This window comes from Microbacterium sp. ANT_H45B (genome assembly GCF_008369345.1).
Taxonomy (GTDB): domain Bacteria; phylum Actinomycetota; class Actinomycetes; order Actinomycetales; family Microbacteriaceae; genus Microbacterium.
On sequence record NZ_VOBK01000002.1, the window covers coordinates 325,053 to 346,540 of the forward strand.

At 67.6% G+C, this 21,488-nt stretch carries 24 protein-coding genes and 1 pseudogene; 9 read left to right on the plus strand and 16 right to left on the minus strand.

Annotation, left to right across the window (positions count from 1 at the left end; genetic code table 11):
- Positions 1 to 143 precede the first annotated feature (143 nt).
- Positions 144 to 1,457, plus strand: a complete 1,314-nt coding sequence (locus tag FQ142_RS07945; protein WP_149422896.1) for a hypothetical protein — start codon at positions 144 to 146, stop codon at positions 1,455 to 1,457.
- Between the two features lie 26 nt (positions 1,458 to 1,483).
- On the opposite strand, the gene FQ142_RS07950 is transcribed toward FQ142_RS07945, so the two are convergent.
- The 3 genes and pseudogenes from FQ142_RS07950 to FQ142_RS07955 form a co-directional block, all read right to left on the minus strand.
- A complete protein-coding gene (locus tag FQ142_RS07950) occupies positions 1,484 to 2,227 on the minus strand; it encodes a hypothetical protein (RefSeq protein WP_149422897.1) in 744 nt (247 codons plus the stop codon).
- Positions 2,228 to 2,265: 38 nt separating this feature from the next.
- Positions 2,266 to 2,313, minus strand: coding sequence for a hypothetical protein (locus FQ142_RS17740; protein WP_410477436.1), 48 nt, complete (start codon positions 2,311 to 2,313; stop codon positions 2,266 to 2,268).
- 121 nt (positions 2,314 to 2,434) lie between these two features.
- Positions 2,435 to 2,851: pseudogene (locus FQ142_RS07955) on the minus strand (recombinase family protein); the annotation flags it as partial.
- Positions 2,852 to 2,865: 14 nt separating this feature from the next.
- Here FQ142_RS07955 and FQ142_RS07960 point away from each other — a divergent pair.
- Positions 2,866 to 3,273 carry a hypothetical protein gene (locus tag FQ142_RS07960; RefSeq protein ID WP_149422899.1) on the plus strand — a complete coding sequence of 136 codons (408 nt, stop codon included), beginning with the start codon at positions 2,866 to 2,868 and terminating at the stop codon, positions 3,271 to 3,273.
- A gap of 113 nt (positions 3,274 to 3,386) precedes the next feature.
- On the opposite strand, the gene FQ142_RS07965 is transcribed toward FQ142_RS07960, so the two are convergent.
- The 7 genes from FQ142_RS07965 to FQ142_RS17460 all read right to left on the minus strand — a co-directional run bounded on the left by FQ142_RS07965 (position 3,387) and on the right by FQ142_RS17460 (position 8,187).
- On the minus strand, positions 3,387 to 3,671 hold the full coding sequence (locus FQ142_RS07965) for a hypothetical protein (RefSeq protein WP_149422900.1): 285 nt from the start codon (positions 3,669 to 3,671) through the stop codon (positions 3,387 to 3,389).
- A gap of 229 nt (positions 3,672 to 3,900) precedes the next feature.
- Positions 3,901 to 4,644, minus strand: a complete 744-nt coding sequence (locus FQ142_RS07970; RefSeq protein ID WP_149422901.1) for an ABC transporter permease — start codon at positions 4,642 to 4,644, stop codon at positions 3,901 to 3,903.
- 7 nt (positions 4,645 to 4,651) lie between these two features.
- On the minus strand, positions 4,652 to 5,428 hold the full coding sequence (locus FQ142_RS07975) for a hypothetical protein (RefSeq protein ID WP_149422902.1): 777 nt from the start codon (positions 5,426 to 5,428) through the stop codon (positions 4,652 to 4,654).
- Positions 5,425 to 6,162 carry an ABC transporter ATP-binding protein gene (locus FQ142_RS07980; RefSeq protein ID WP_149422903.1) on the minus strand — a complete coding sequence of 246 codons (738 nt, stop codon included), beginning with the start codon at positions 6,160 to 6,162 and terminating at the stop codon, positions 5,425 to 5,427. The genes FQ142_RS07975 and FQ142_RS07980 overlap by 4 nt, the downstream gene beginning before the upstream one ends.
- A gap of 83 nt (positions 6,163 to 6,245) precedes the next feature.
- Entirely contained in the window at positions 6,246 to 6,893 is a 648-nt protein-coding gene (locus tag FQ142_RS07985; protein WP_056418036.1) for a response regulator transcription factor, read from the minus strand.
- The gene (locus tag FQ142_RS07990; protein ID WP_188042347.1) at positions 6,890 to 8,008 is read right to left on the minus strand and encodes a sensor histidine kinase; all 1,119 of its coding nucleotides are present in this window, start codon (positions 8,006 to 8,008) and stop codon (positions 6,890 to 6,892) included. The genes FQ142_RS07985 and FQ142_RS07990 overlap by 4 nt, the downstream gene beginning before the upstream one ends.
- Positions 8,005 to 8,187: a hypothetical protein gene (locus FQ142_RS17460; RefSeq protein ID WP_188042348.1), complete on the minus strand. Its 183-nt coding sequence runs from the start codon at positions 8,185 to 8,187 to the stop codon at positions 8,005 to 8,007. Before FQ142_RS17460 ends, FQ142_RS07990 begins: the two co-directional genes overlap by 4 nt.
- A 119-nt stretch (positions 8,188 to 8,306) precedes the next feature.
- Between FQ142_RS17460 and FQ142_RS07995 the strand changes: the two genes are divergently transcribed.
- Together FQ142_RS07995 and FQ142_RS08000 are read left to right on the plus strand one after the other, a co-directional pair.
- On the plus strand, positions 8,307 to 9,185 hold the full coding sequence (locus FQ142_RS07995) for a helix-turn-helix domain-containing protein (protein WP_149422905.1): 879 nt from the start codon (positions 8,307 to 8,309) through the stop codon (positions 9,183 to 9,185).
- A gap of 41 nt (positions 9,186 to 9,226) precedes the next feature.
- Positions 9,227 to 9,805 (plus strand): sugar O-acetyltransferase, encoded by a 579-nt coding sequence (locus FQ142_RS08000; protein WP_149423481.1) that lies wholly within the window; start codon positions 9,227 to 9,229, stop codon positions 9,803 to 9,805.
- 62 nt (positions 9,806 to 9,867) lie between these two features.
- Here FQ142_RS08000 and FQ142_RS08005 read toward each other — a convergent pair whose 3' ends face one another.
- Positions 9,868 to 10,704 (minus strand): alpha/beta fold hydrolase, encoded by an 837-nt coding sequence (locus FQ142_RS08005; RefSeq protein ID WP_149422906.1) that lies wholly within the window; start codon positions 10,702 to 10,704, stop codon positions 9,868 to 9,870.
- 192 nt (positions 10,705 to 10,896) lie between these two features.
- Between FQ142_RS08005 and FQ142_RS08010 the strand changes: the two genes are divergently transcribed.
- Both FQ142_RS08010 and FQ142_RS08015 read left to right on the plus strand, forming a co-directional pair.
- Positions 10,897 to 12,114 (plus strand): MFS transporter, encoded by a 1,218-nt coding sequence (locus FQ142_RS08010; RefSeq protein WP_149422907.1) that lies wholly within the window; start codon positions 10,897 to 10,899, stop codon positions 12,112 to 12,114.
- A 96-nt stretch (positions 12,115 to 12,210) separates the two neighbouring features.
- Positions 12,211 to 14,499 (plus strand): helix-turn-helix domain-containing protein, encoded by a 2,289-nt coding sequence (locus FQ142_RS08015; protein ID WP_149422908.1) that lies wholly within the window; start codon positions 12,211 to 12,213, stop codon positions 14,497 to 14,499.
- Between the two features lie 21 nt (positions 14,500 to 14,520).
- Here FQ142_RS08015 and FQ142_RS08020 read toward each other — a convergent pair whose 3' ends face one another.
- Positions 14,521 to 15,573: a helix-turn-helix domain-containing protein gene (locus tag FQ142_RS08020; protein WP_188042349.1), complete on the minus strand. Its 1,053-nt coding sequence runs from the start codon at positions 15,571 to 15,573 to the stop codon at positions 14,521 to 14,523.
- Positions 15,574 to 15,875: 302 nt separating this feature from the next.
- Between FQ142_RS08020 and FQ142_RS08025 the strand changes: the two genes are divergently transcribed.
- The gene (locus tag FQ142_RS08025) at positions 15,876 to 17,087 is read left to right on the plus strand and encodes a cupin domain-containing protein (RefSeq protein WP_149422910.1); all 1,212 of its coding nucleotides are present in this window, start codon (positions 15,876 to 15,878) and stop codon (positions 17,085 to 17,087) included.
- Positions 17,088 to 17,106: 19 nt separating this feature from the next.
- Here FQ142_RS08025 and FQ142_RS08030 read toward each other — a convergent pair whose 3' ends face one another.
- Complete coding sequence (locus FQ142_RS08030) at positions 17,107 to 17,457, minus strand: UBP-type zinc finger domain-containing protein (protein ID WP_149422911.1); 351 nt, start codon at positions 17,455 to 17,457, stop codon at positions 17,107 to 17,109.
- Positions 17,458 to 17,599: 142 nt separating this feature from the next.
- Between FQ142_RS08030 and FQ142_RS08035 the strand changes: the two genes are divergently transcribed.
- Positions 17,600 to 18,571, plus strand: a complete 972-nt coding sequence (locus tag FQ142_RS08035; RefSeq protein ID WP_149422912.1) for a Dyp-type peroxidase — start codon at positions 17,600 to 17,602, stop codon at positions 18,569 to 18,571.
- On the opposite strand, the gene FQ142_RS08040 is transcribed toward FQ142_RS08035, so the two are convergent.
- From FQ142_RS08040 to FQ142_RS08050, 3 genes are read right to left on the minus strand one after another with little or no spacing between them, the layout of a single operon-like run.
- Entirely contained in the window at positions 18,558 to 18,845 is a 288-nt protein-coding gene (locus tag FQ142_RS08040) for a DUF6510 family protein (protein WP_149422913.1), read from the minus strand. The two genes, FQ142_RS08035 and FQ142_RS08040, sit on opposite strands and share 14 nt — an antisense overlap.
- Positions 18,845 to 19,570 carry a ferredoxin reductase gene (locus FQ142_RS08045; RefSeq protein ID WP_316502233.1) on the minus strand — a complete coding sequence of 242 codons (726 nt, stop codon included), beginning with the start codon at positions 19,568 to 19,570 and terminating at the stop codon, positions 18,845 to 18,847. Before FQ142_RS08045 ends, FQ142_RS08040 begins: the two co-directional genes overlap by 1 nt.
- Positions 19,567 to 20,157 carry a molybdopterin-dependent oxidoreductase gene (locus tag FQ142_RS08050; protein ID WP_149422914.1) on the minus strand — a complete coding sequence of 197 codons (591 nt, stop codon included), beginning with the start codon at positions 20,155 to 20,157 and terminating at the stop codon, positions 19,567 to 19,569. The genes FQ142_RS08045 and FQ142_RS08050 overlap by 4 nt, the downstream gene beginning before the upstream one ends.
- Positions 20,158 to 20,271: 114 nt before the next feature.
- Between FQ142_RS08050 and FQ142_RS08055 the strand changes: the two genes are divergently transcribed.
- Positions 20,272 to 21,393, plus strand: a complete 1,122-nt coding sequence (locus FQ142_RS08055) for a VanZ family protein (RefSeq protein ID WP_188042350.1) — start codon at positions 20,272 to 20,274, stop codon at positions 21,391 to 21,393.
- Positions 21,394 to 21,488 lie beyond the last annotated feature (95 nt).

Consider the following 21,488-nt stretch of genomic DNA (forward strand, 5'->3'; position numbering starts at 1 on the left):
CCTCTTGTCGAGGGTATCAAGAGACGAACATACGTTCTAATGCGATTTGCCGGAGATGTCGGTGGGCCTGGATACGCTGGGGCGACTCCCGAGATGCCTGAGAACGTCAGGTGTCCAGGTCGGGCAAGTCGCTACGGGGGAACATGCTGAACAATCGCGAGTTGGCGTCCGTCATCTTGATAGCGCTGCTGATCCTGCTCGCGCTGGCACTTCCCAAGTGGCGCAGGATGCTGTTGCCGTCGCTCGGAACCGTGGCGCGCTCATTCTTCAAGTGGACGATCCTCCGCATCTTTGGGCTGTTCGTCGTTTGGGTCGCGTTGTGGGTTTGGCTCGCATGGCTCGTCGGCGCGTGGGAGCTAGAGCTGTTGAAGGACACCATCATCATCCTGTTCGGTGTCGGTTTCCTTCTCCTGTTCAGCTCGATACGAGCGAAGTCCGGCGTCGAGATCATCAGTCACATCCGCCGCGAGACGTTGACGTTGTCCACGCTCTTCTTGTTCTATCTGAACCTGGAATCGCTGCCGTTGTTGGGTGAGCTGATCGCACAGCCGGCAATCGTCTTCTTGACGGTGATGACGGCCTTTGCTCAGCGTGATGAGAAGGGTCGGAGAATCGTCGGCTGCTTCTCCATCCCTCTATTGCTGATCGGAATCGCCCTCATCGTATGGACCACCGTCCAGACCGTCACCAACTGGGATCGGCTCGACTGGCCAGAGCTGCTAGCCCAGTTGGCACTTTCGTTTTGGCTCCCGTTCGCGATGTTCCCCTACCTCTACGTTGTGGCGTTCTATGCCGCCACGGAGGTGATTCTGAAACGGCTCCTGTGGAGGAACAAGGAGATGCCGCTGCGTGCACGCCTGGGAGTGCTGGCGGGGCTCCACGGGTCAGTGCGATGGGCGAAGGAGCTGACAGGCCGGTACCACCACGTGGCGCAGGCCCAGTCGTTTAGAGGAGCGCTCTCAGAGATGCGCGAGTTCCGCGACGACGTGGCCCGGCGTGAAGAACGCGAAGTTGACCGACTTGCCGATCTTGACGGTTTTGCGGGCCAGGCGGGGGTGGATGGCACTGGGGCGCAGCTCGACCGGCGGGAGTTCGACGGGACCAAGCGCGTCTTGCAGTTCATCCACACTGCCCAGGCCCTGCGCTACGAACGCCTCGGGGAAACGTTCTGGGACGACCTCACCGACATGGTGATTAGCCCGGTCTCGAAGTGGGGCCCGCCAGATCAGCACGGCGTCGTCGTAGAGGTTACGGACAACAAGGAGAAGTGGCGAGCATGGCGGCGATTGCCATCTGGCTGGGTGCTCGGGATCGGAGCAACCGGAAGGTTCGGGGAGTATCGCTACGTCGGTGGAGAGCAACCTACGACGTGGCCTGGAGCGTCCGACGAATGGATCGACGCTGCGGTCGCGCTCGGTCCCGTCGATTGGGAACGCAACGACGGGTCCCGCCCGTAAGTCGCCCTGTCCCGACGTCGTCGTCGTTAGCCGACTTCCCTGCCAGGCTCGTCGTGCTCGGTCGCTGTGCGTTCGATGAGGCGACGTGCAGAGTCGATGTCGGCGTGATGCATGTTGGCTACTCGTTTAGTGAAGGTCCCGAGACTCCACACGTGAGCAAGGTGGAAGACACGCGCACTCGCGGCCAGCTTCGCCACCTGAAGGTGCCGGTAGATCTGCCGCCCATAGTGCACGCGCAGATCCGTGCAGATCAGCTCAGCGGCCTCCAGACTACGGATCGAATCTGAGATGTCTGGTTCTAGGGTGGCCTGGTTGATCGCTGTCACGAGTTCGGCCCGTCGCTCATCGAACGCTTGAAGCGCGTCCCCCGTTCCAGGAGCCGCGAACGCGTGACCCTCTGCCAGGATGCTGCGCCATTGCTCGGTAGCAGTCGCCACGCGAGTATCCTCGTCGGGGCTGAGGTCAAACGGCCCAGGGACATTGATGCGCGTGGTGGTTCCGGACTCACGCATCTGCGCACGAGCCTCGTCGCGCAGCGCTCGCAACAACACGAGGCGCGCCCGGATGAGATGTGCCGACGCGGTTCCCAGAGCGTTGACCGCGGCGACCGTCCGGATTTGGAAATCACGGTGGTCTCGGTCTTCCTCTCGCTCCATCTCGATTAGACGCACGCGCAAGGAGGACCGCGCGGCAACCCCGGCACCCGCAGAAACTGCGATGACTCCGACCGCGGCGACGACAAGGGGCACTACGGCGTCAGACCATTCCATACCCCGAACTGTAGCGGCGGGGCATCACGCCTCCTTGCTCAGGAAGCTGAGAGGTAGCGGTAGACGGTCGCGCGAGAGATCTTCAACGTGCGAGCGATGTAGGGCGACCTTGTCGCCCTCGTCGTACATGCGCCGAATTAGTCGCGCCTGCTTGTCATCCACGGACCGTGGACGACCCCCAGTGATCCCCAGCCCGCGCCTGTGGTCGAGAGCCGCGCGGGTCCGCTCGGAGTTGAAATCGCGTTCCATTTGAGCGCAGACAGCGAGCATGCCCAGCATCCCGCGACCGGTTGCGGTTGTGGTGTCGATGCCGTCTAGGGTGCGCACGTGGATGCCGCGATCCACGAGCGTATGGATCGTCGTGATGACGTGCCCTGAGTTGCGGCCTATCCGGTCCAACTTCCACACGACAAGGGTGTCGCCGGGCTGGAGACCCTTGTCCTCGTCCATCATGCGGTCCCATGCCGGGCGGCTTGTCTTCGTGCCGCTAACCCCGTGGTCCACGTAGATGTCCCGGGCCTGCACGCCGCCCTTGTCCACGAGCTGTGCTCGCTGGTATACCTCGTCCTGTTCGGCGGTCGAGACTCGCGCGTATCCGATCAGTCGGCCCGTGGCTGTTGTCATGTCTAGAGTTCGGCATGGCAAAGGGCGACGCAACCGTGTGGGGCGTTGTGCTCGCCGTCTTTCTCTCCTTCGTCATCACTGGCAACCCCTTGCGGATGGCTATCCGGCTGCTTGCCGAGCGCTACAGGGTTGCTCACGAGTACAGGATCGGCCAGGCCATCAATCCGCCTCGGGTCGGTATCTTGAACCTGACGGAGGGTGGTAGCCGTCGCGAGTTCACCTTCGCGTACTTGATCGCATTGGCGGTGAACGTGCTGGCGGCTAGCGTGTCCCTCTTCGTCGCCGGGCAGACGCTGTGGGGGCTCGTCCTCGCCCTTGCTGCCGTCGCTAGCGCCCTGGTCCTCGCTGGACTCGTGAATCGCTACGCCGTCTCTCGTGTCGGCATTTATGGACCATGGTCGGTCGAAGACCCGAGGATGTAGCGTCTCGCACGCTGTTCTGAGCTGCACGGGGCACGCTCGCGCGCTTTGGAGAAGCCACCGCCTAGAGATCGGCGAAACCGGGGGCTCTGGGCGGTGGCGATCAATAGCTGCGCTCAGAGCCCACGCACGGGGTGGGCGTCCCACCAGCGCTTGTCAGCCTCAACATCGAGGCAAATCTGGTTCTTGATCTTCGCATTTCCGTTGAGCATACGAACGCCCACCACGGTTGCCGTGCCGTGAGCGTTCTTGTCTTCGTCGTACAACTCGATGGTTGCTCCCACCGGCAAGACCACACGCTCATCGAAGGCGCAGACCTGCCTGTTGTGGTTCACGTCAAACACCAAAGTCTGCTCGTGGACGGGCCATACCGGGTACGCGCTCGATTCATACATCGTCATGCTCCAACGCTAGTGACGGCGGTCAACGCCGGCTAGAGGTAGCAAACCGGCGGTCCCCCCGGCGTCCCCCGAGGGCGAACAGTCAAGCTACGAACGAGACATCTGCAACCTCGGAAACGCGAGAAATCAGGTACCGTGTTAACCGCCCGCATTTACACCCTGGATGTCGTCGGTTCGATCCCGGCAGGGCCCACCGAGAAATCACAGGGATCTGCTGAGTCCACTGACCTCACCCATCGGTGTCGCGTGTGCGGAAGACCAGCCAGGATGCGATCGCGAGCAGCAGCGCCCAGGTCGCCATGATGAGTCCTCCGGGTATCGGGTCGAGGAGCCCGATTCCCGGATAGCCCGTCAGGAGCTGGATTCCCGCGAGGTCAGGCAGGAACTTGACCCAGGGGAGGACTCCCAGCAGGGAGAGGGAGAGCCCGAGCACCACGGGCACGAGTACGACGAGTGCCACGACGGACGTGCGGGCGAGGAGGGTGATCGCTGCGGAGATCACGCCGATCAGCGTGTAGTTCACGGCGACGCCGACCACGTTCCATCCCATTCCCGCGGAGAACTCGCCGATCGAGAGCCCCTGTTCACCGAGTGCCGCGTGTGCGAGGAGGACAGCCGCGCTCGTGGCGAGGATGCCGATGAGCACTGCCGTCGTCGCGATCACGGTGAACTTCGCGGCGATCACGCGGCCCCGCCGGGGCGTGGCGGTCAAGGTGGTTCGGAGCTGTCCATCGGCGTACTCGGATCCGGCGATGAGCGCGGCCAGCAGGATGATCAACGGCTGCCCGAATCCGGCCGTCTCGAATCCGTGCGACTCTACGGGGAATGACCGCGCCGCGGCCGTCGCGCCGTCGAACGCGAGGCCGGAGGCGAGAGCCAGAGCAGGTGGCACGAGGAGCGCGGCGGCGAGGGTTCCCTGAACGCTGCGCAGGGTGAGCGCCTTCGTCCACTCGGCGCGGAGGGAGCGGATCATCGGGGCCTCACAGGTCTCGGCGGACGAAGGCGACCGCTGCGGCGGTGAGCAGAATCACTGCCCATGCCGTGTGGATGAGGCCGCCGGCCAGCGGGTCGAGATAGATGCCGGAGGTGGGATCGGAGAAGAGGGCGGCTCCCGCCGCAGTCGGCAGATACTTCGCGCCGACCCACACGCCGGCGAGGAAGTCGCCGATGCCGATCACGAGCGGCACGACGAGGATGAGCGGCAGGATGGCCGTGCGCCCGAGCACGCCGATGGCGAACGCGATCAGAGCGGTGAGTGTCCATGCGATCGTGACGCCGCCGAGGTGCGCCCAGATCGCAGGATTCAACGCCCAGGGATCGATGCCGGTGTCGCCTGCCGCGTGCGTGATCACCAGCGTGCCCCACATCGTGAGGAACGCGATCGCCGCGACCGTGATCGCGAGCAGCAGCGCCTTCATCAGGAACACACGCAGTCTGTGCGGGGTGGACAGCAGAGTCGTGCGGATCTGTGTGCCGCCGCCGTACTCGCTTCCTGCCCACACCGCGGCGAGGGCGACGACGAGGACGTATCCGATGCCGGCCATCTCGAAACCCTGGTACTCGAGGGGGACCGGTTCGGAGGAGAACAGTCTCGGGTCGTCAGGGGCGACGCCCACGGCGGATGCGGCGTTGGTCCATGCCATCGGCCACGTGCCGAGAATCGCCACGGCCGCGAGCGTGCCGGTCGCGCGAGCGGTGAAGAGCTTCATGGACTCCGAACGCGCGAGAGGGAGCGTGCTTCGCAGGAGACGGCTCATGCCGGCGCCTCTTCCTCGCCTGCGGCACGGTATTCCGTGTGCTCGTCGGTGAGTGCGAAGAACGCGTCCTCCACGGTGTCATGGACGCCGGTCACCTCAGCGGCGGTGCCCGCCGCGAGAACTCGGCCCCGTGCGATGACCACGAAGTCGTCGGCGGTGTCCTGCATCTCGCTCATCAGGTGACTGGAGACGAGCACCGTCCTGCCGTCGTCGGCGAGCGAGCGCAAGAAGCGTCTGATCCACCGGATGCCGTCGGGATCGAGCCCGTTCGTCGGCTCGTCCAGCACCAGCACGTCGGGGTCGCCGAGAAGCGCGGCGGCGATGCCGAGACGTTGCCCCATGCCGAGCGAGAACCTGCCGATCCGCGTCTTCGCCGCATGACTCAGGCCGGTGAGCTCCAGCACCTCGTCCACCCGCCGCGGGGGAATCGCATTCGACTGCGCCACCCACCGCAGATGCGCCCTGGCGGTGCGCCCCTTGTGCGCACCGGGGCCGTCGAGCATCGCACCGACTCTCCACAGCGGACGCTCCAGCGACCGATAGGCGCTCCCGCCGATCAGCGCTGTGCCGCTGGTCGCGCGATCCAGCCCGAGGAGGATGCGCAGCGTCGAGCTCTTTCCTGCGCCGTTGGGCCCGAGGAACCCGGTGACCCGCCCCGGGAGGGCGGTGAAGCTCACGTCGTCGACGGCAGTGTGTGAGCCGTGACGTTTGACCAGATGGCTGATGTCGATCATGTCCTCCAGCCCACCGCGTCCGGGCGGGGATGTCAGTCTGCAGGAGTCGACAATCGGATGCGTGGGGGGCGTCGGCGACATCATCAGGATGCGGGAGTCACCAAGCCGTTCTCGTAGGCGATCACGACGAGCCCCGCGCGGTCGCGGGTCTGGAGCTTCGTGAGGATGCGGCTCACGTACGTGCGCACCGTCGTCACGGTGACGAACAGTTCGGCCGCGATCTCCGCATTCGATCTGCCTCGCCCGATGAGGGTGAGTGTCTCGCGTTCCCGCGCCGTGAGGTGCTCGAGGCGATGGTCCTCGCGCAGAGGAGCGAAGCGTCCGATCACGCGCTTCGTCACCTCCGGGGCGAGCAGCGCGTTGCCCTCATGTGCGACGCGGATCGCGTGCAGCACCTCGCCGGGAGGACTGTTCTTCAACAGGAACCCCGACGCGCCGGCACGCAGGGCCTCGTACAGGTACTCGTCCAGGTCGAACATCGTGAGCACGATCACCCGCGGCCCGCCTGCGTGAGCGACCATGATGCGGGTGGCTTCCAGCCCCGTCATCCGCGGCATCTGCACGTCCATCAGCACGACATCGGGACGCAGGCGCGCGGTGCTCTCGACCGCGGCCTCACCGTCGGCGGACTCGCCGACGACCTCCATGTCGGTGTCGCTGTCGATCAGCATCCGAAGCGAAGAACGGATCGACGGCTCATCATCGGCGATCAGCACCCTGATCGGCGTCATCCGCGGACTCCCGCCGAGCGTCTTCGCAGCGGCACCGTCGCGGACACCGTGAATCCGGAGGTCGAGGAGGTGAAATCTGCTCTGCCACCCAGCAGCACGGCTCTTTCGCGCACACCGGTCAAGCCGTTCCCGAGGCTGATCTCGCCCCGTGCGCCCTGGCCGTCATCCGCGACGCCGATCGTCACCTCGTCGGAGGAGATGCGGAGCCCCACAGTCACAGAGGACGCCGAGGCATGGCGGACGACGTTCGTCAGCGCCTCCTGAACGATCCGGAGCAGTGTCGTCCGCACATCGGCGGGAAGCGCATCGATGTCGTCTCCCACGTCGAGGTGCACGGACAGACCGGCCTTCTCAGCCGTCCGAGCAACGCCCGCAAGCAGCGAGGAGAGGGGGCTCGACACCACGTCGTCCGGCTCGAGGTCCGACCGCTCCCGCCTCAGGAGGGTGCTCAACTCGGACAGCGAGGACCGCGCATCGCTCTCGATACCGCGGAGCGCTTCGCGCAGTTCGTCGGCGCCGAGTGCGGTGACGTGGGCTGCGACACCCGCATGCACGCCGATCGTACCCAGGGAGTGGGACAGCACATCGTGCACATCGCGTGCCAGACGAAGTCGCTCCTCCGCCCGCGACCGCGCTGCGGCCTCGCGCCGGACCTCTCGTGTCCGCGCGCCCAGCACCCACGCGACGGACAGCACCAGTGCACTCAGCAGCATCCCCCGAGCGCGATCTTCGGTGTCCTCGACAGAGAGGATCGCGGACGCGACCACCACGACGAACGCACCGGCGAACATCCACCACGGAAACCTGCGTCCTCCACGCATCTCGGCAAGCCTGAACACCGCGAATCCTGTCAACACGAACGGATCGGCAGTCACTCCGACCAGCCACGCGAAAGAGGTCGCCGCTGCGGTGACGACCACCGCGAGGACCGGCAGACGCGATCCGATCATGAGGCCGGTGACGGCGATCGCGCCCCATGCGAGCTGAGCCCCACGTCCACTCGCAGCGTCGGGCGTGACGGTCACCCAGAGTCCCAGGAACACCGCGATCCCGAAGACCAGGGGCGTCAGCCACCGCGACCGAGTCTCGGGATCGCGATCCTCACTCCCGTTCACCCGCGCGAGCGCGTGCGTCGGTGGTCGCGAATGGTGCACACCAAGAACACGCCGGCTGCGAGCACCATGAAGACCACTGACGCAGGGCTCCACCACACGGGAAGTCGTTCCGCGAACAGCAGTCCGGCGATCCCGAGAACCAGCGCGACTCCCCGCAGGTAGCGGCTCCATGCAGTCATGCGACCACCCTACCGAGGCGCACCGCTCGGACCCCGACCAGGGGCGGGCAGGGCACTCCGGCGAGAGGCGTACTGACAGGGCATCCCTCACGCGCTCGGACCGTCGTACGGTGGATCGCATGGACAACAGAGCCGAGGTGCGTGAGTTCCTCATGACGCGACGCGCGCGGCTCGCACCCGCCGATGTCGGGTTGGTCGCCGGGGCGAATCGACGCGTCGCAGGTCTGCGCCGATCCGAGGTCGCGATGCTCGCCGACGTGAGCGTCGACTACTACGCCAAGCTCGAACGCGGGGACATCGCCGGCGCGTCTTCCGCCGTGCTCGAGTCACTCGCCCGGGCTCTGCTCCTCGATGAGACCGAGCGGATGCACCTGTTCGACCTCGCTCGCGCGGCCGACGGCATCCCGACGTCGGGGCGCAACCGTCGGCGCGCCACGACGCAGCAGCCCGCCCGCCCGGCGTTGCAGCACACCCTCCACGCGATCACCGGCGGCCCCGCGTTCGTCCGCGACCGCCACCAGAACCTCGTCGCCACGAATTCGCTCGGCGCAGCGTTCTACGCACCCGTGATCGGCGCGGGCGGGAGGACACCGAATCTGGCGCGCTTCCAGTTCCTCGACCCCGCATCGCGCGACTTCTACCCCGACTGGGACCTGTTCGCCCGGATGTGCGTCGGCATCATGCGCGTCGAAGCCGGACGACACCCGCACGACCGCGTCCTCCAGGATCTGGTCGGCGAGCTCACCACCCGAAGCGACACGTTCGCCCGGCTCTGGTCCGCGCACGACGTGAGGACGCACGGGACCGGCACCAAGCGCTTCCGCCACCCGATCGTCGGCGACCTCACCCTCGTGTACGAAGAGCTCACCGTCACGGCCGATGACGGTCTCAGCCTGCTCATCTACACCGCCGAGCCGGGATCGCCCTCGGCAGAACGACTCCAGCTGCTCGCGAGCTGGTCGGCCACGGCTCCCGCATCCGTGAGGCCGCCCGAATGACCGCACCCGATCACGCCGTTCCCTCGACCGTGGAGACCCCCATGACTCTCACCGACCTCCTCGCCGCCCTGAACGCGGGGGAGACCATCACCGGCAACTCCCCGGCACACGCGGTCATGCATGAGACCAGCCAGGAAGCCCTCCGCATCGCCGGTGAGCTGAACAGCGGCTATCACCCGCCCGCCCGTGTCCGAGAGCTCCTCGCAGAGCTGACCGGCGCGGACATCGATGAGACGGTGACGCTCTTCCCGCCGTTCACCGCCGACTTCGGCAAGAACATCACGCTCGGCAGACGCGTCTTCATCAACTCCGGCTGCCGATTCCAGGACCAGGGCGGCATCTCGATCGGCGACGACAGCCTCATCGGCCACAACGCCGTCATCGCGACCCTTCAGCACGGCCTGCAGCCCAGCCGACGAGCCGACCTCATCCCCTCACCGGTCGTCATCGGCAGCAACGTCTGGCTGGGCGCCAACGTCACCGTCCTTCCCGGGGTGACCATCGGCGACGACTCCGTCATCGGCGCCGGCTCCGTCGTCACCAAGGACATCCCCCGCGGGGTCATCGCCGTCGGCTCACCGGCTCGCGTCATCCGCGCCCTCGACGAGCAGCCGTCGTAGCGCGAGACGACGGCGCACCCGAGGCCGAGCGTCGGATGCGCCGTCGTGCGGCAGCGCCGCGGTTACTGCCGGATGAAGGCGAGGATGTCGGGATTGATGACATCCGCGTGCGTCGTCAGCATCCCGTGCGGGAATCCCTCGTAGATCTTGAGGGTCGAGTCGCTGAGCAGCTCGTGCTGCTTGAGCGCGGCGTCCTTGTAGGGGACGATCTGGTCGTCGTCGCCCTGGAGGACGAGCACGGGCACGGTGATGGCCGTGAGATCGTCGGTCTGGTCGGTCTCGGAGAAGGCCTTGATGCCGGCGTAGTGCGCGAGCGCGCTGCCCGTCATCCCCTGGCGCCACCAGTTGGCGACGACGGGCTCGGAGAGCTCCACGCCCTTACGGTTGAATCCGTAGAAGGGACCGGATGCCACGGCCTGGAAGAACTCGGCGCGGTTGGCCGCCAGGGCGTCCCGGAAGCCGTCGAACACCGCCAGCGGAAGGCCGTCGGGGTTGCCGTCCGTCTGCAGCATCAGCGGGGGCACCGAGGAGACGAGAACGGCCTTGGCGACGCGTCCCTGCGGCTGCCCGAACTTCGCCACATACCGCGCGACCTGCCCGCCGCCTGTCGAGTGCCCGATGTGGATCGCGTTGTGGAGGTCGAGGTGCTCGACCACCGCCGAGGCGTCGCTGGCGTAATGGTCCATGTCGTGACCGGTGCCGATCTGCGACGACCGCCCGTGCCCCCGACGGTCGCTGGCCACCACGCGGTAGCCCTCGTCGAGGAAGTACAGCATCTGGGTGTCCCAGTCGTCCGACGACAGCGGCCAGCCGTGGTGGAACATGATGGGCTGTGCGTCGGGGCTGCCCCAGTCCTTGTAGTAGATCTCTGCGCCATCATCGGTGGTCACGAACGCCATGATCAGCCTCCAGGTTTCCGCCGCCCCGAACGGTTCCGGACGACTGTCGGTCGCCCCACGTCTGCATCGTGGGAGCGCGCCCACGATAACTCGCATGCCGACGCCGACGCCTCGACATCTGTCCAGGATGCAGCGCGGAGGTGTTCGACATCTGTCCGGTGCCGCCGGGCGCTCCCGCGGTAGCGTCTGCACATGTCGAACGCTCGCATCTCGCACGGGGCGGGATTCTGGGTGGTCGCATCCGCCTTCCTGCTCGTGATGGCATACGCGACCGTGCCCACACCGCTGTACCCGCTCTACCAGCAGGCTGACGGATTCCCCGTCTCGGTCATCACGATGATCTTCGCGGCGTTCGCAGTCGGCGTCGTACTCAGCCTCTTCCTGCTCGGTCACGTCAGCGACTGGATGGGGCGTCGGCGGATGCTGGTCATCGCGATTCTCATCGCGGCGCTCAGTGCCGTGCTGTTCCTGCTGTGGCATGAGGTGCCGGGTCTCCTCGCCGCCCGGCTGGTGAACGGCGCGAGTGTGGGCATCCTCACCGCCACGGCCACCGCACACCTGGGCGAGCTGCGCGCGCACGCCAGGCCCGGCGAGCAGGTGATCGTCGCGGCATCCGTCGCCGGCGCCGCGAACCTCGGCGGCCTGGCGCTCGGGCCCCTGGTCGGCGGTCTGTTCGCCGAGTTCCTGCCCTCGCCGCTCGTGCTGCCGCACGCGGTGTTCCTCGTCGTGCTGCTCGCGGCGGCGATCGCCGTCGCCTGCGTGCCCGAGACGGTGACGCCTCCTGACGAGCCGCGGCGATATCGACCCCAGCGCATCGCGGCACCGCCGCACTCACGAACGGCATTCGTCGCCGCGGGCTTCGGTGCTTTCGCGGGCTTCGCGCTCTTCGGGCTTTTCACCTCGCTCGCGCCGACCATTCTCGTCAGCACGTTCGACGAGCACGATCACCTCGTCGCCGGCCTGACGGCATGCTCGGTGTTCGCCGCAGCTGCCGCGGGCCAGGTGGCCCTCGCTCGCCTGCCGCGGAGGGCGCAGCTCACCATCGCCGCCCTGTGCTGCGCGCTGGGACTCGTCGCCGTCGCCGCGGGGACTCTGGTCCCCTCGCTCGCGGTCTTCCTCGGCGGCGGCATCGTGGCGGGAGTCGGCGTGGGGCTGCTGTTCAAATCGTCGGTGGCCACCGCCTCGGCGCTCGCCGAACCGGGGCGTCGCGGCGAGACCCTCGCGCTGATCTTCCTCATCGCCTACTGCGGACTCGCGCTGCCGGTGCTCGCGATCGGTGTGATCCTCACCTTCGCCGCCCAGACGCCCGTGCTCCTCGTGTTCATCTCGGTCGTCCTCGTCGCGACGGTCTCGGCGGCGGTGGTCATGCGGCGCTCCGCCGTCGAGACGACGCCGCGCGCACAGGGCTGACCCCGAGTCGATCTGCTCTGAAACCGCCGTGTGACAGGCGAGCCACCTCCGATCCGACGAGACCTGCCAAGCTGAACCCAGCGAGAGGCGGACGTCGTGATCGAACCTTCACCCTTCGGACGGCTGCTGCGGTCGTTGCGAGTGGGGCACAACCTGACCCTCGAAGCGCTCGCCTCCCAGTCCGGGGTGAGCGTGCGCACGATCGGCGATCTCGAGCGGGGCGCGAGCGCGTCTCCCCAGCGCCGCACCGTCGACGCACTGGCCGACGGGCTCGGTCTCGACACCGCGGATCGACATGCGTTCCTGCGAGCGGCCCGCGCCCGCCCCCGGGCCCCGCTGCCCGAAGAGGGGCCAGGGGCGATATCGCCGCACCGCGTGTTCGACTTCTCGGGTCGCCACGCCGAGATCGATGAGGCCCTGGCGATCCTCTGCGGGACTCTTCCTCCCGGTGCGCAGCGCCCCGCGCTGATCATCAGCGGAGCGCCCGGCATCGGCAAGACGACCGTGGCGATCGAGATACTCGAGCGCGGACGGCCGTCGACCGGGCTCCCCGTCGTGTTCCTGGGGCTCGACGGCTTCAGCTCCTCGCCCCTCACGCCGCTGCAGGTGATGACCGCCCTGCTGCGTCAGCTCCCCGGGGCGGAGCAGAGACCGCCCGCGGATCTCGCGGAGGCCCGGACCCGGTGGCGGTCTGCCGTCGATCACTCTCCGGTCTCGGTGCTGCTCGACAACGTCGCGAACGAGGCGCAGATCCGCCCCATCCTCTCGATCTGCGCCGGCGACGTCGTCGTCGTGACCTCGCGCCGGAGCCTGGCCGGTCTCGAAGGAGTGCAACGGGTGCGTCTCGGCCCGCTCCGGCGAGAGGAGAGCATCGCGTTCCTGCACCGTCTGATCCCGCAGGCGGTCGAGGACGACGAGGCTCTCGACGAGGTGGCGGGTCTGTGCGACGATGTCCCGCTCGCGCTGCGCGTCGTGGGCAATCGCATCGCCAGTCGGCCCGCATGGACGGTCGCCGACCTGCTCGGCCGGATGCGCACATCGGAAGATCGACTGCGCCTTCTCGTCGCCGGCGATCTGGCGGTGGAAGCAGCCATCTCGCTCTCCTACGACGAGCTCGACCCGCGCACGGCCGCGCTGTTCCGTTGGATCTCGCTGATCGACGGACGGACGTTCGGTGCGCACCTCGCCGCGGCGGCGGTGCGTTCCCCCGATCTCGCAGAGGTCGAGGCGCGCCTCGACGACCTCACCGATCTGGGCATGCTCGAGGCGCGCGGCGGAGATCGCTACCGACTGCACGACCTGATGCGACTGTTCGGGCGAAGCAAGCTGCACACCTCGGTGGGCGCGGACGAGGTGTCGCGTCGCCGCGACCACATACGATCGTGGTTGCTCGGAAGTCTGGAGCGCGCGGGCGCCTGGTACGAACCGGGCAGGGAGCCGACGGCTCTCGCCCGCACGGGTCGCGGATTCAGCGACGCCGACGCCGCCGCGGAATGGATTCGCACCGAGGCCGAGCACTGGTGGCCGGCGTACACGGAGGCCGCGGAGCTCGGACACGACGAGACGGTCTGCGACGTCGCCGATGCGCTGCACTGGTATTCGGACATCTGGATGACGTGGGGCAACTGGCACCGGTTCTACTCGCTCGCGGCGAGCGCGGCGCATCGCCTCGGGGATCCCGGAAAAGAGGCCGCGCTGCTCGGATATGTCGCGTGGGCGGAGATCGTCGAGGTCGGGGACCGGGAGGCGGCGGTGATCACTGCGCGTGCGGCGCTGGCTGCGTCCCTGCGAGCCGGCGACTCCGCGCAGGAGGGCTGGGCGCAGTACTACATCGGCTGGGCGAGCATGGCCCTGGATCGTCTGGTCGATGCCGATGCGGCGGCTCTCGCGGCCATCGAGGCGTTCAGCGAGGCGCACGAGACGACGGGTCTGGAGAACGCCCAGGTGCTGTCGTCGATGGTCAAGGGCAAGCGCGGGGAGTACCTCGAAGCCATCGCGGCCACAGAGGACACTCTCGCCCGTGTGCGTTCCGCCGAGACCACCGACAGTCTCACGAGCATCGTCACCCAGTACGCGGCATGTCTCGACCTGGTCGATGCCTACGTCGCGGTCGGACGACTGCAGGATGCGATGCGGATAGGCGAGCTGGGCATCGCCATCGCTCGCGAGCTGAAAGACGACACGCGTGTTCTGCTGATGATGCGCCGACACATCCGGGCACTCATCAGTGCGGGCGAGGGCGAGGCGGCGATCGCCGAAGCGGATGAAGCGCTGCGCCTCCTGGGCCCGGGGAGCAGCGAGGCGTTCATCTTCGCGAGAGTGCGCCGGGAGGTGTCGCTGATCGGTACGCAGGGGTCATCCGGGCCGGCCTCGACGTCGGCGTGATCGACGGATCCGGGACCGGCGTCACAAGCGGCCTGTCGACTCCCAGAGACGGATGAGCTTCAGCGCCAGGTGCAGGGTGCTGCGTCTCACGCCGTCGTCGAGCGCGTCCTTCACGATCGGAGGCATTCTCTCGAGCCGGTAGTAGAGGGTCGTGCGATGGAGGAAGAGGATCTGGCACGCGGCGACCACGTTGGTGCCGACGTCGAGATACGTCTCGACCGTCAGGCGCTGACTGTCGTCGGTCTGGGAGTAGAGGAAGTGTGCGGCCGGCGAGATGATCCGGAGGGCGCCGGGGTCGGCGGATGCCGTGGCGAGCAGTCGCCAGCCACCCAGCTCGCTCGCGTCGACGGACGGGTGGAACTGGGGGAGTGCCGCCGCGAGGGACGCCGCAATCGCCGCCTCGTCCGCCGCGCTGCGCAGGTCTCCGTCGCCGGTCGCCGGCGAGGCCGAGCCGATTCCGAGAATGCGCAACCCGCGTCTGGTCGCCTCTCGCAGGAGCTCGTCGGTGAGGTCCTCATCGGAGGGCTGTCCGACGAGGAAGACCATCCCGGCCTCGAGAGCGATGAAGTGCGCGGGGACCGGACGCAGATGGGCGAGATGACGACCGAACGCGAGGCGTTCGACCTCGGTGACGGCGGCATCGATCAGCACCGCACGCACGACGGTTCCCCCGTCGCGGTGCACCCATCTCTGGCGGAGCGCACGGGCGTAGGCCTCTCGACGCACCGATTCCTCAGCGTCCAGCAGCTGGGTCATGACGGACTCGCGATCCTCTCGCGAAGACCCGGAGCCCTGGCGTCGAGCGATCCGCACGAGGGTCGATGCCGCGTCGACGGCTTCGAACTCGCTCGCGGTGAGGGAGGATCCGTCACCCAGGTCGATCTCGATGAACGCCACCGTGACATCGTCATCGACCACGGGGATCGAGAGCACCGCTGCCGGCCGTGCACCCGCAGACGGCGTCTGCTCGGACTCGGGTATGACGACGCGGCGATTCAGAGAGGATGCCAGCTGTCGCGCGATCTCGCGCACCGTCGGAGAGGCCGTGCCGGGTGTGACATCGCTGATCGTCATGGGTTCGCTCCTGTGGGGGGATGGGCTCACCGATTCGCTCTGCTCCGGCGAGGTGCGTCGCACCTCGCCGACCTCGAACACCTCCATGGAACGCCCATTCGCCTGCGCAGTCCAGGAAGAAACCAGGCAGAAAGGACACCGACGGTGATCCGACTCCTGTCGGAGGGCTGAGAGCTCCGCAGTTCCTAGATTCGTCTCACACGAACGACCGATCGGACGAACGACGCGCACCACGGATCGATGCGGACCTCACCCGCTCCCACAAGTGGCCCCCCCACGCACGAAGAGAGAGAAGAACGTACATGGAACGCGACGATCAGCGCACCTCGTCCACGGAGGTCCCCCGCCTGGGCGACCCGGATCTGCCGCAGGAGGGCGAGGTGAACATCGTCGACCGTCCGCAGAGCAACAGGATGACCGGTCCGCAGAACGAGGTCATCGAATCGCAGTTCCCGAATCAGATGCACGCGCCGGCGACGGACATCAGCACGCAGCCGTTCTTCTGGTCGTCGTTCAACATCTCACCCCGCCGGGTGCAGCGCGGCGGGTGGGCGCGGGAGCTCACGAAGCAGGACTTCCACATCTCCGACGAGATCGCCGGCGTCAACATGTACCTCGAGCCCGGCGGCATCCGCGAGCTGCACTGGCACCAGACCGCCGAGTGGGCGGTCATGACCCGGGGCAAAGCACGGGTGACCACCCTCAGCCGGTCGGGCCTTCCCGCGGTCGAGGACGTGGAGGAGGGCGACCTGTGGTTCTTCCCCGCCGGCACCCCGCACTCCCTGCAGGGACTCGGGCCCGACGGCGCGGAATTCGTGCTGGCGTTCGATGACGGCGACCAGTCGGAGTCGAACACACTGCTGCTGACCGACTGGTTCGCGCACACCCCTCCTGAGGTTCTCGCGAAGAACTTCGGTGTCGCGCAGGAGGTGTTCTCCGACATCCCCCTGCACAACCTCTGGATCTTCCCCGGCGAGGAGCCGCCGGCGCTCGATGTCGACCAGGCCGCCGCGGGTGTCGAGTGGGGCATGGAGCCGGTCATCTTCCGCCTGTCGCGGTCGAAGCCTCTGTACGAGAACTCGGGGGGCAGCATCCAGATCGCCGACTCCACCAACTACGCCTACTCCAGCACCGTCGCCGCGGCGCTGGTGACCGTCGAGCCGGGATCGATGCGAGAGCTGCACTGGCATCCGAACGCCGACGAGTGGCAGTACTACCTGCGCGGATCCGCCCGCATGACCGTGTTCAACACCGGTCCACACGCGAACACGACCGACTTCCGTGCGGGCGACGTGGGTGTCGTGCGCAAGAACCTCGGGCACTACATCGAGAACACCGGTGACGATGTGCTGCAGTTCCTCGAGGTGTTCCGCACCGACAGGTACGAGGAGATCTCGCTCGCGAACTGGCTCGCGCACGTACCGCCGCAGCTCGTCGCCGCGCACCTGAACATCGATTCCGCGGTCCTGGCGACGTTCCCCCGCGGAGCCCAGGGCATCACACCCTTGCGCTGATCCCGGCGAGACGATCCGATCAGGCGAGCTGCTCTTCCCAGTCCGCGGGCACTCGCTCCGCGGGGCCGGGTGTGGTCTGCGACAGGGGGTGGCTGCGCGGCGGAGCGAGGAGGGGGCCGTCGAACGCGGTCGCGGTCCCGAAATCCCAGAACCAGTCCTCCCCGGGCTCGAAGCTCTGGATCACCCGATGTCCGCTCTCGTGGGCATGCTCAGTGGCGTGCTTGTGCAGGGAGTCGTCGCAGCATCCGACGTGGCCGCAGAGGGCGCACCGGCGCAGATGCAGCCACCACGAGTCGATCTTCTCGCAGTCCACGCACCCCGGTCCGGATGGCGGGACGTCGGCACGGATGAAGTCGCTGGGCTCGCTCATGAGCGGTCCTCCTGTCGTCGGCGGGGTGTCGAGGTCATGATGACGGGATTCCTCGGCGTACTCAAGAGTGCCCGCAGCCCCTCGTCCGTTCCTCCGACAGTCGTCGAAGCGCGGGCGGCGGTGCTCCTCTAGGTTCGAGACCGTGAGCACTCCTTCCCGGCGCGTCCCCATCGAGCCCCAGCGAGTCGACGCCCCACTGACCGCCAGTGCGACGTTCCTCGTGCTGACGGTCGGCGACGGGGCTGACGCGCCCGCCACCGTCCGGGACGTGATCAGCGGCATCGACGACATCGTGAAGAACGTCGGCTTCCGTGATCTCGACGCCATGCTGTCGTGCACCGTGGGCATCGGCTCGTCCCTGTGGCCCCGGCTGACGACCCGGAGGGCTCCTGCGGAGCTGCACCCGTTCCGCACGATCACTGGCAGCGCACACACCGCCCCGAGCACGCCGGGCGACCTCCTCTTCCACATCCGCGCGAACCGCCGGGATCTCGTGTTCGAGTTCGAGCGCCAGCTCCTCGACGTCCTCGGCGACGCCGTGACCGTCGTCGACGAGACCTCGGGCTTCCGCTATTTCGACATCCGCGATCTGCTCGGTTTCGTCGACGGCACCGCCAACCCCATCGGGAACGCCGTGGCCGACTCCACTCTCGTCGGTGCGGAGGACGACGAACACGTCGGAGGCAGTTATGTCGTCGTCCAGAAGTACCTGCACGATCTCGGCGCGTGGCAGCAGCTGACGACCGAGCAGCAGGAGGCCATCATCGGCCGCCGGAAGGCGGACAACATCGAGATGGACGACGCCCCCGTCGGGCAGAAGTCGCACAAGACTCTCGCCACCGTCGTCGTGGACGGCGTCGAGCACGACATCCTGCGCGACAACATGCCCTTCGGGAGCCCAGGAGCATCATCGTTCGGAACCTACTTCATCGGGTACACCCGATACCTGTGGGTCATCGAGCGGATGCTGGAGAACATGTTCATCGGCGACCCTCCCGGCTCGTACGACCGGCTTCTGGACTTCTCCACAGCGATGACCGGCAGCACCTTCTTCGCGCCGTCCGCCGACGTCCTCGCGGCTCTGGCCGACGCCGAGGGAGTCAGCGGCCCGTAGCGGCCCACTCCAGTCGGCTGAGACCGCCGAGTGCGAGCGTGCGCCGATCATCGACACACAGATACGTCAGCAGCGTGTGACCGCATCCGCGGCAGAGGAGGATCATCCCGTCGCGGTCGAGTTCGGCGACGGCATCCGCCAGCTCGGCCTCCCGGTCGCACCGCCCGCAGGCGGCGTGGGCGCCGGTCATGTCTCTGCCGAACAGCTCGAGCAGCAGTCCGCCGGCGGCATTGCCGTCGACGCGCTCGCGATGGCCGGGGTGGGCAGCGTCCATCAGGCACCTCCGAATCGTTCGGTGCGGATGCGGTCGGGGGAGTGGCCCGCCGCGACGAGCAGATCCGCCACCGCCTCGACGAACCCGGTCGGTCCGCAGACGTACACGGTGGGATGATCCGACGGAGGGATCGTGGACGCGGCGATCGTCGCGGCATCGACCCTGCCCGCAGGACGGGGGAACCCGGGCGGCGCAGTGCGCGTGTAGGCCCAATCGACCGTGAGGGTATCCGAGGCGAGCCCGTTCAGCTCGGCGGCGTAGAACGCGTCGTCCGCAGAGCGCACCGAGTACAGCATCCGCATCGGACTCCGACTGGCCGCGCGTTCGTGCACTCTGGCCATCGCGATCAGCGGGACGATCCCCGAGCCACCCGCGATCAGCTGCACGGGGTCGGTGCGCTCGGGGCCCCAGACGAAGTAGGCGCCGATCGGCCCGCGGACCTCGAGCTCGTCTCCGGGGCGTACGTCGTGCACGAGATACGGGGAGACCTCTCCTTCCGGCACCTCGTCGATCGCCAGCTCGAGGACCGGTGAGCCGCCCGAGGAGGCGAGCGAGTACGAGCGCACCGCCTGATAGCCGTCCTCCGCGGTGAGTCGGATGTCGACGTGCTGGCCGGCCGCGTTGCCCGGCCATCCGTCGACCTGCAGCTCGATCACCCGACCGTGCGGGGTGGCGGAGCGCACACCGGTGACTCTGCCGACCAGCCAGAGGGGAGCGGTGATCACCAGTACCGCTCCTCTTTCCACGGGTCGCCGTACATGTTGTAGCCGTTCTGCTCCCAGAATCCCGGTTCGTCCTGCTCCAGCAGGTCGAGTCCGTGCACCCACTTGGCGGACTTCCAGAAGTACAGATGCGGGACGAGCAGACGCGCGGGGCCGCCGTGCTCGGCGGCGAGCGGCTCGCCCTCGAACTCGACGGCGACCCAGGCCCGACCGCCGGTGAGATCGGCGCGCGGGACGTTGGTCGTGTATCCGCCGTAGGAGAAGACGCGGGTGTAGTCACCGTCACCGGCATCCGCGAGCAGGTGGTCGAGCGAGACTCCACGCCACCGCGTGCCCAGCTTCGACCAGCGGGTGACGCAATGGATGTCGGTGGTGATGTCGTCGAGGGGCAGGTCATGCAGCTGGTCCCACGACCAGGTGCGACGGATGCCGTCGAGGCCGACGACGGCGAACTCCCAGGAGTCCGTCGACACGCGCGGGGTGGGTCCCGCCGAGAGAACCGGGAAGTCCTCGGTGAGGTACTGCCCGGGTGGCAGACGGTCGTCCGACTCGCGTCTGCGTGCGCCGAACCCTCGGGAGATCACGGCCATCATCGTCCTCCTTCGCCCATGGAACCCGGCGCTCGCCGCGTGGCACCGAGTCTAAGACCGGTGGACGCTCCCGTATATCGGCGGGTCCGGACGCCGCCGCCTAGGATGGGCCGAATGGCGGGGTGGACGTGGCAGGCGTGGGTCGGGCTCATCGGCGGAGGGCTGATCTTCGCAGCCGTTCTGGTGCCGATCCTCGTGGTGCAGGTCCGGCGCTACGGTGCGCTGTCCTTCCGACGGCTGCTGGGAGCGGCGGCCGTGAGCGTCTACGCGGTCGCCCTCGTGGCGTACACACTGCTGCCCCTGCCGGAGCTGCGGGACAACTGCGGGGCGAGCGGTGGCGGCCTCGAGCTGGTCCCCGGCCACTCCGTCGGCGACATCCTTCAGGAGACTCAGGGACTCTCCCTCCTGGGCGTCCTGACCAGTCGCGCCACACTGCAGGTGCTGTTCAACGTCGCGCTCTTCGTCCCCTTCGGGCTGATCGCCCGGCGGTACTGGAACCGCGGCCCGTGGGTGTCCATCCTGCTGGGAGCCCTGGTCTCGTTCGGGATCGAGAGCACGCAGCTCACGGGCGTGTGGGGGCTCTACGAGTGCGCCTATCGCGTCGCCGACGTCGATGACGTGATCGCGAACACGGCGGGAGCGGCGATCGGTGTGCTCCTCGCACCGCTGCTGCTGGCCTGGATGCCCAGCGCTCGCAGCCTGAGGGCCACCCGCGCGACCCCGCGACCGGTGACCGTCTGGCGCCGTTGGTTCGCGATGATCCTCGACGCCGTCGCGGTGAACATCGCGATCACCCTGGTCTCCCTCGTCGTGGTGCTGCCGAAGCTGCTGCTCTCCGGCGGAGACGGACCGTCGGTGCCGGACGACGCCCTCGAGGCCGCGATCGTCGCAGCCGGCGCCGCCGTGCTGGTCCTGGTTATCCCCGCGGTCGTGTCCACGGGCGCCTCGATCGGTCAACGCCTGGTCTGGCTGACTCCGGAGTGGTCGGGAGGCCGACGTCCGCTCGTCCGCAGCCTCGCCCGAGCCGGCGTCGTCGGTCTGCCGTATGTCGCGGCGACCGCCCTCGACGGGCTGCCGGAGGCGGTGCCCTTCGCCCTGCAGACTGTGGCGGGCATCGTCGGCATCGTCAGTGCGCTCGTGGTCGCGATCGCGGTCATCTCGGTGCCGTTCACCCGCGGACATCGTGGTCTGTCGGCCGCGCTGACCGGTGCGGAACTGCGCGACTCGCGCAGCTGATCTCGAGGACCCCTCGATCCCGCTCGCTGAGCGGGATGTCCGACGTGTGAACTTTTTCTTTGAATACGCGATCTTCGTGCTATTTTCACTGATAA

Coding starts and splice junctions, on each gene's coding strand:
- FQ142_RS07945 (WP_149422896.1), top strand. CDS start 144: ATGCTGAACAATCGCGAGTTGGCGTCCGTCATCTTGATAGCGCTGCTG.
- FQ142_RS07950 (WP_149422897.1), bottom strand. CDS start 2,227: ATGGAATGGTCTGACGCCGTAGTGCCCCTTGTCGTCGCCGCGGTCGGA.
- FQ142_RS07960 (WP_149422899.1), top strand. CDS start 2,866: ATGGCAAAGGGCGACGCAACCGTGTGGGGCGTTGTGCTCGCCGTCTTT.
- FQ142_RS07965 (WP_149422900.1), bottom strand. CDS start 3,671: ATGACGATGTATGAATCGAGCGCGTACCCGGTATGGCCCGTCCACGAG.
- FQ142_RS07970 (WP_149422901.1), bottom strand. CDS start 4,644: ATGATCCGCTCCCTCCGCGCCGAGTGGACGAAGGCGCTCACCCTGCGC.
- FQ142_RS07975 (WP_149422902.1), bottom strand. CDS start 5,428: ATGAGCCGTCTCCTGCGAAGCACGCTCCCTCTCGCGCGTTCGGAGTCC.
- FQ142_RS07980 (WP_149422903.1), bottom strand. CDS start 6,162: ATGATCGACATCAGCCATCTGGTCAAACGTCACGGCTCACACACTGCC.
- FQ142_RS07985 (WP_056418036.1), bottom strand. CDS start 6,893: ATGACGCCGATCAGGGTGCTGATCGCCGATGATGAGCCGTCGATCCGT.
- FQ142_RS17460 (WP_188042348.1), bottom strand. CDS start 8,187: ATGACTGCATGGAGCCGCTACCTGCGGGGAGTCGCGCTGGTTCTCGGG.
- FQ142_RS07995 (WP_149422905.1), top strand. CDS start 8,307: ATGGACAACAGAGCCGAGGTGCGTGAGTTCCTCATGACGCGACGCGCG.
- FQ142_RS08000 (WP_149423481.1), top strand. CDS start 9,227: ATGACTCTCACCGACCTCCTCGCCGCCCTGAACGCGGGGGAGACCATC.
- FQ142_RS08005 (WP_149422906.1), bottom strand. CDS start 10,704: ATGGCGTTCGTGACCACCGATGATGGCGCAGAGATCTACTACAAGGAC.
- FQ142_RS08010 (WP_149422907.1), top strand. CDS start 10,897: ATGTCGAACGCTCGCATCTCGCACGGGGCGGGATTCTGGGTGGTCGCA.
- FQ142_RS08020 (WP_188042349.1), bottom strand. CDS start 15,573: ATGACGATCAGCGATGTCACACCCGGCACGGCCTCTCCGACGGTGCGC.
- FQ142_RS08025 (WP_149422910.1), top strand. CDS start 15,876: ATGGAACGCGACGATCAGCGCACCTCGTCCACGGAGGTCCCCCGCCTG.
- FQ142_RS08030 (WP_149422911.1), bottom strand. CDS start 17,457: ATGAGCGAGCCCAGCGACTTCATCCGTGCCGACGTCCCGCCATCCGGA.
- FQ142_RS08040 (WP_149422913.1), bottom strand. CDS start 18,845: ATGGACGCTGCCCACCCCGGCCATCGCGAGCGCGTCGACGGCAATGCC.
- FQ142_RS08050 (WP_149422914.1), bottom strand. CDS start 20,157: ATGGCCGTGATCTCCCGAGGGTTCGGCGCACGCAGACGCGAGTCGGAC.
- FQ142_RS08055 (WP_188042350.1), top strand. CDS start 20,272: ATGGCGGGGTGGACGTGGCAGGCGTGGGTCGGGCTCATCGGCGGAGGG.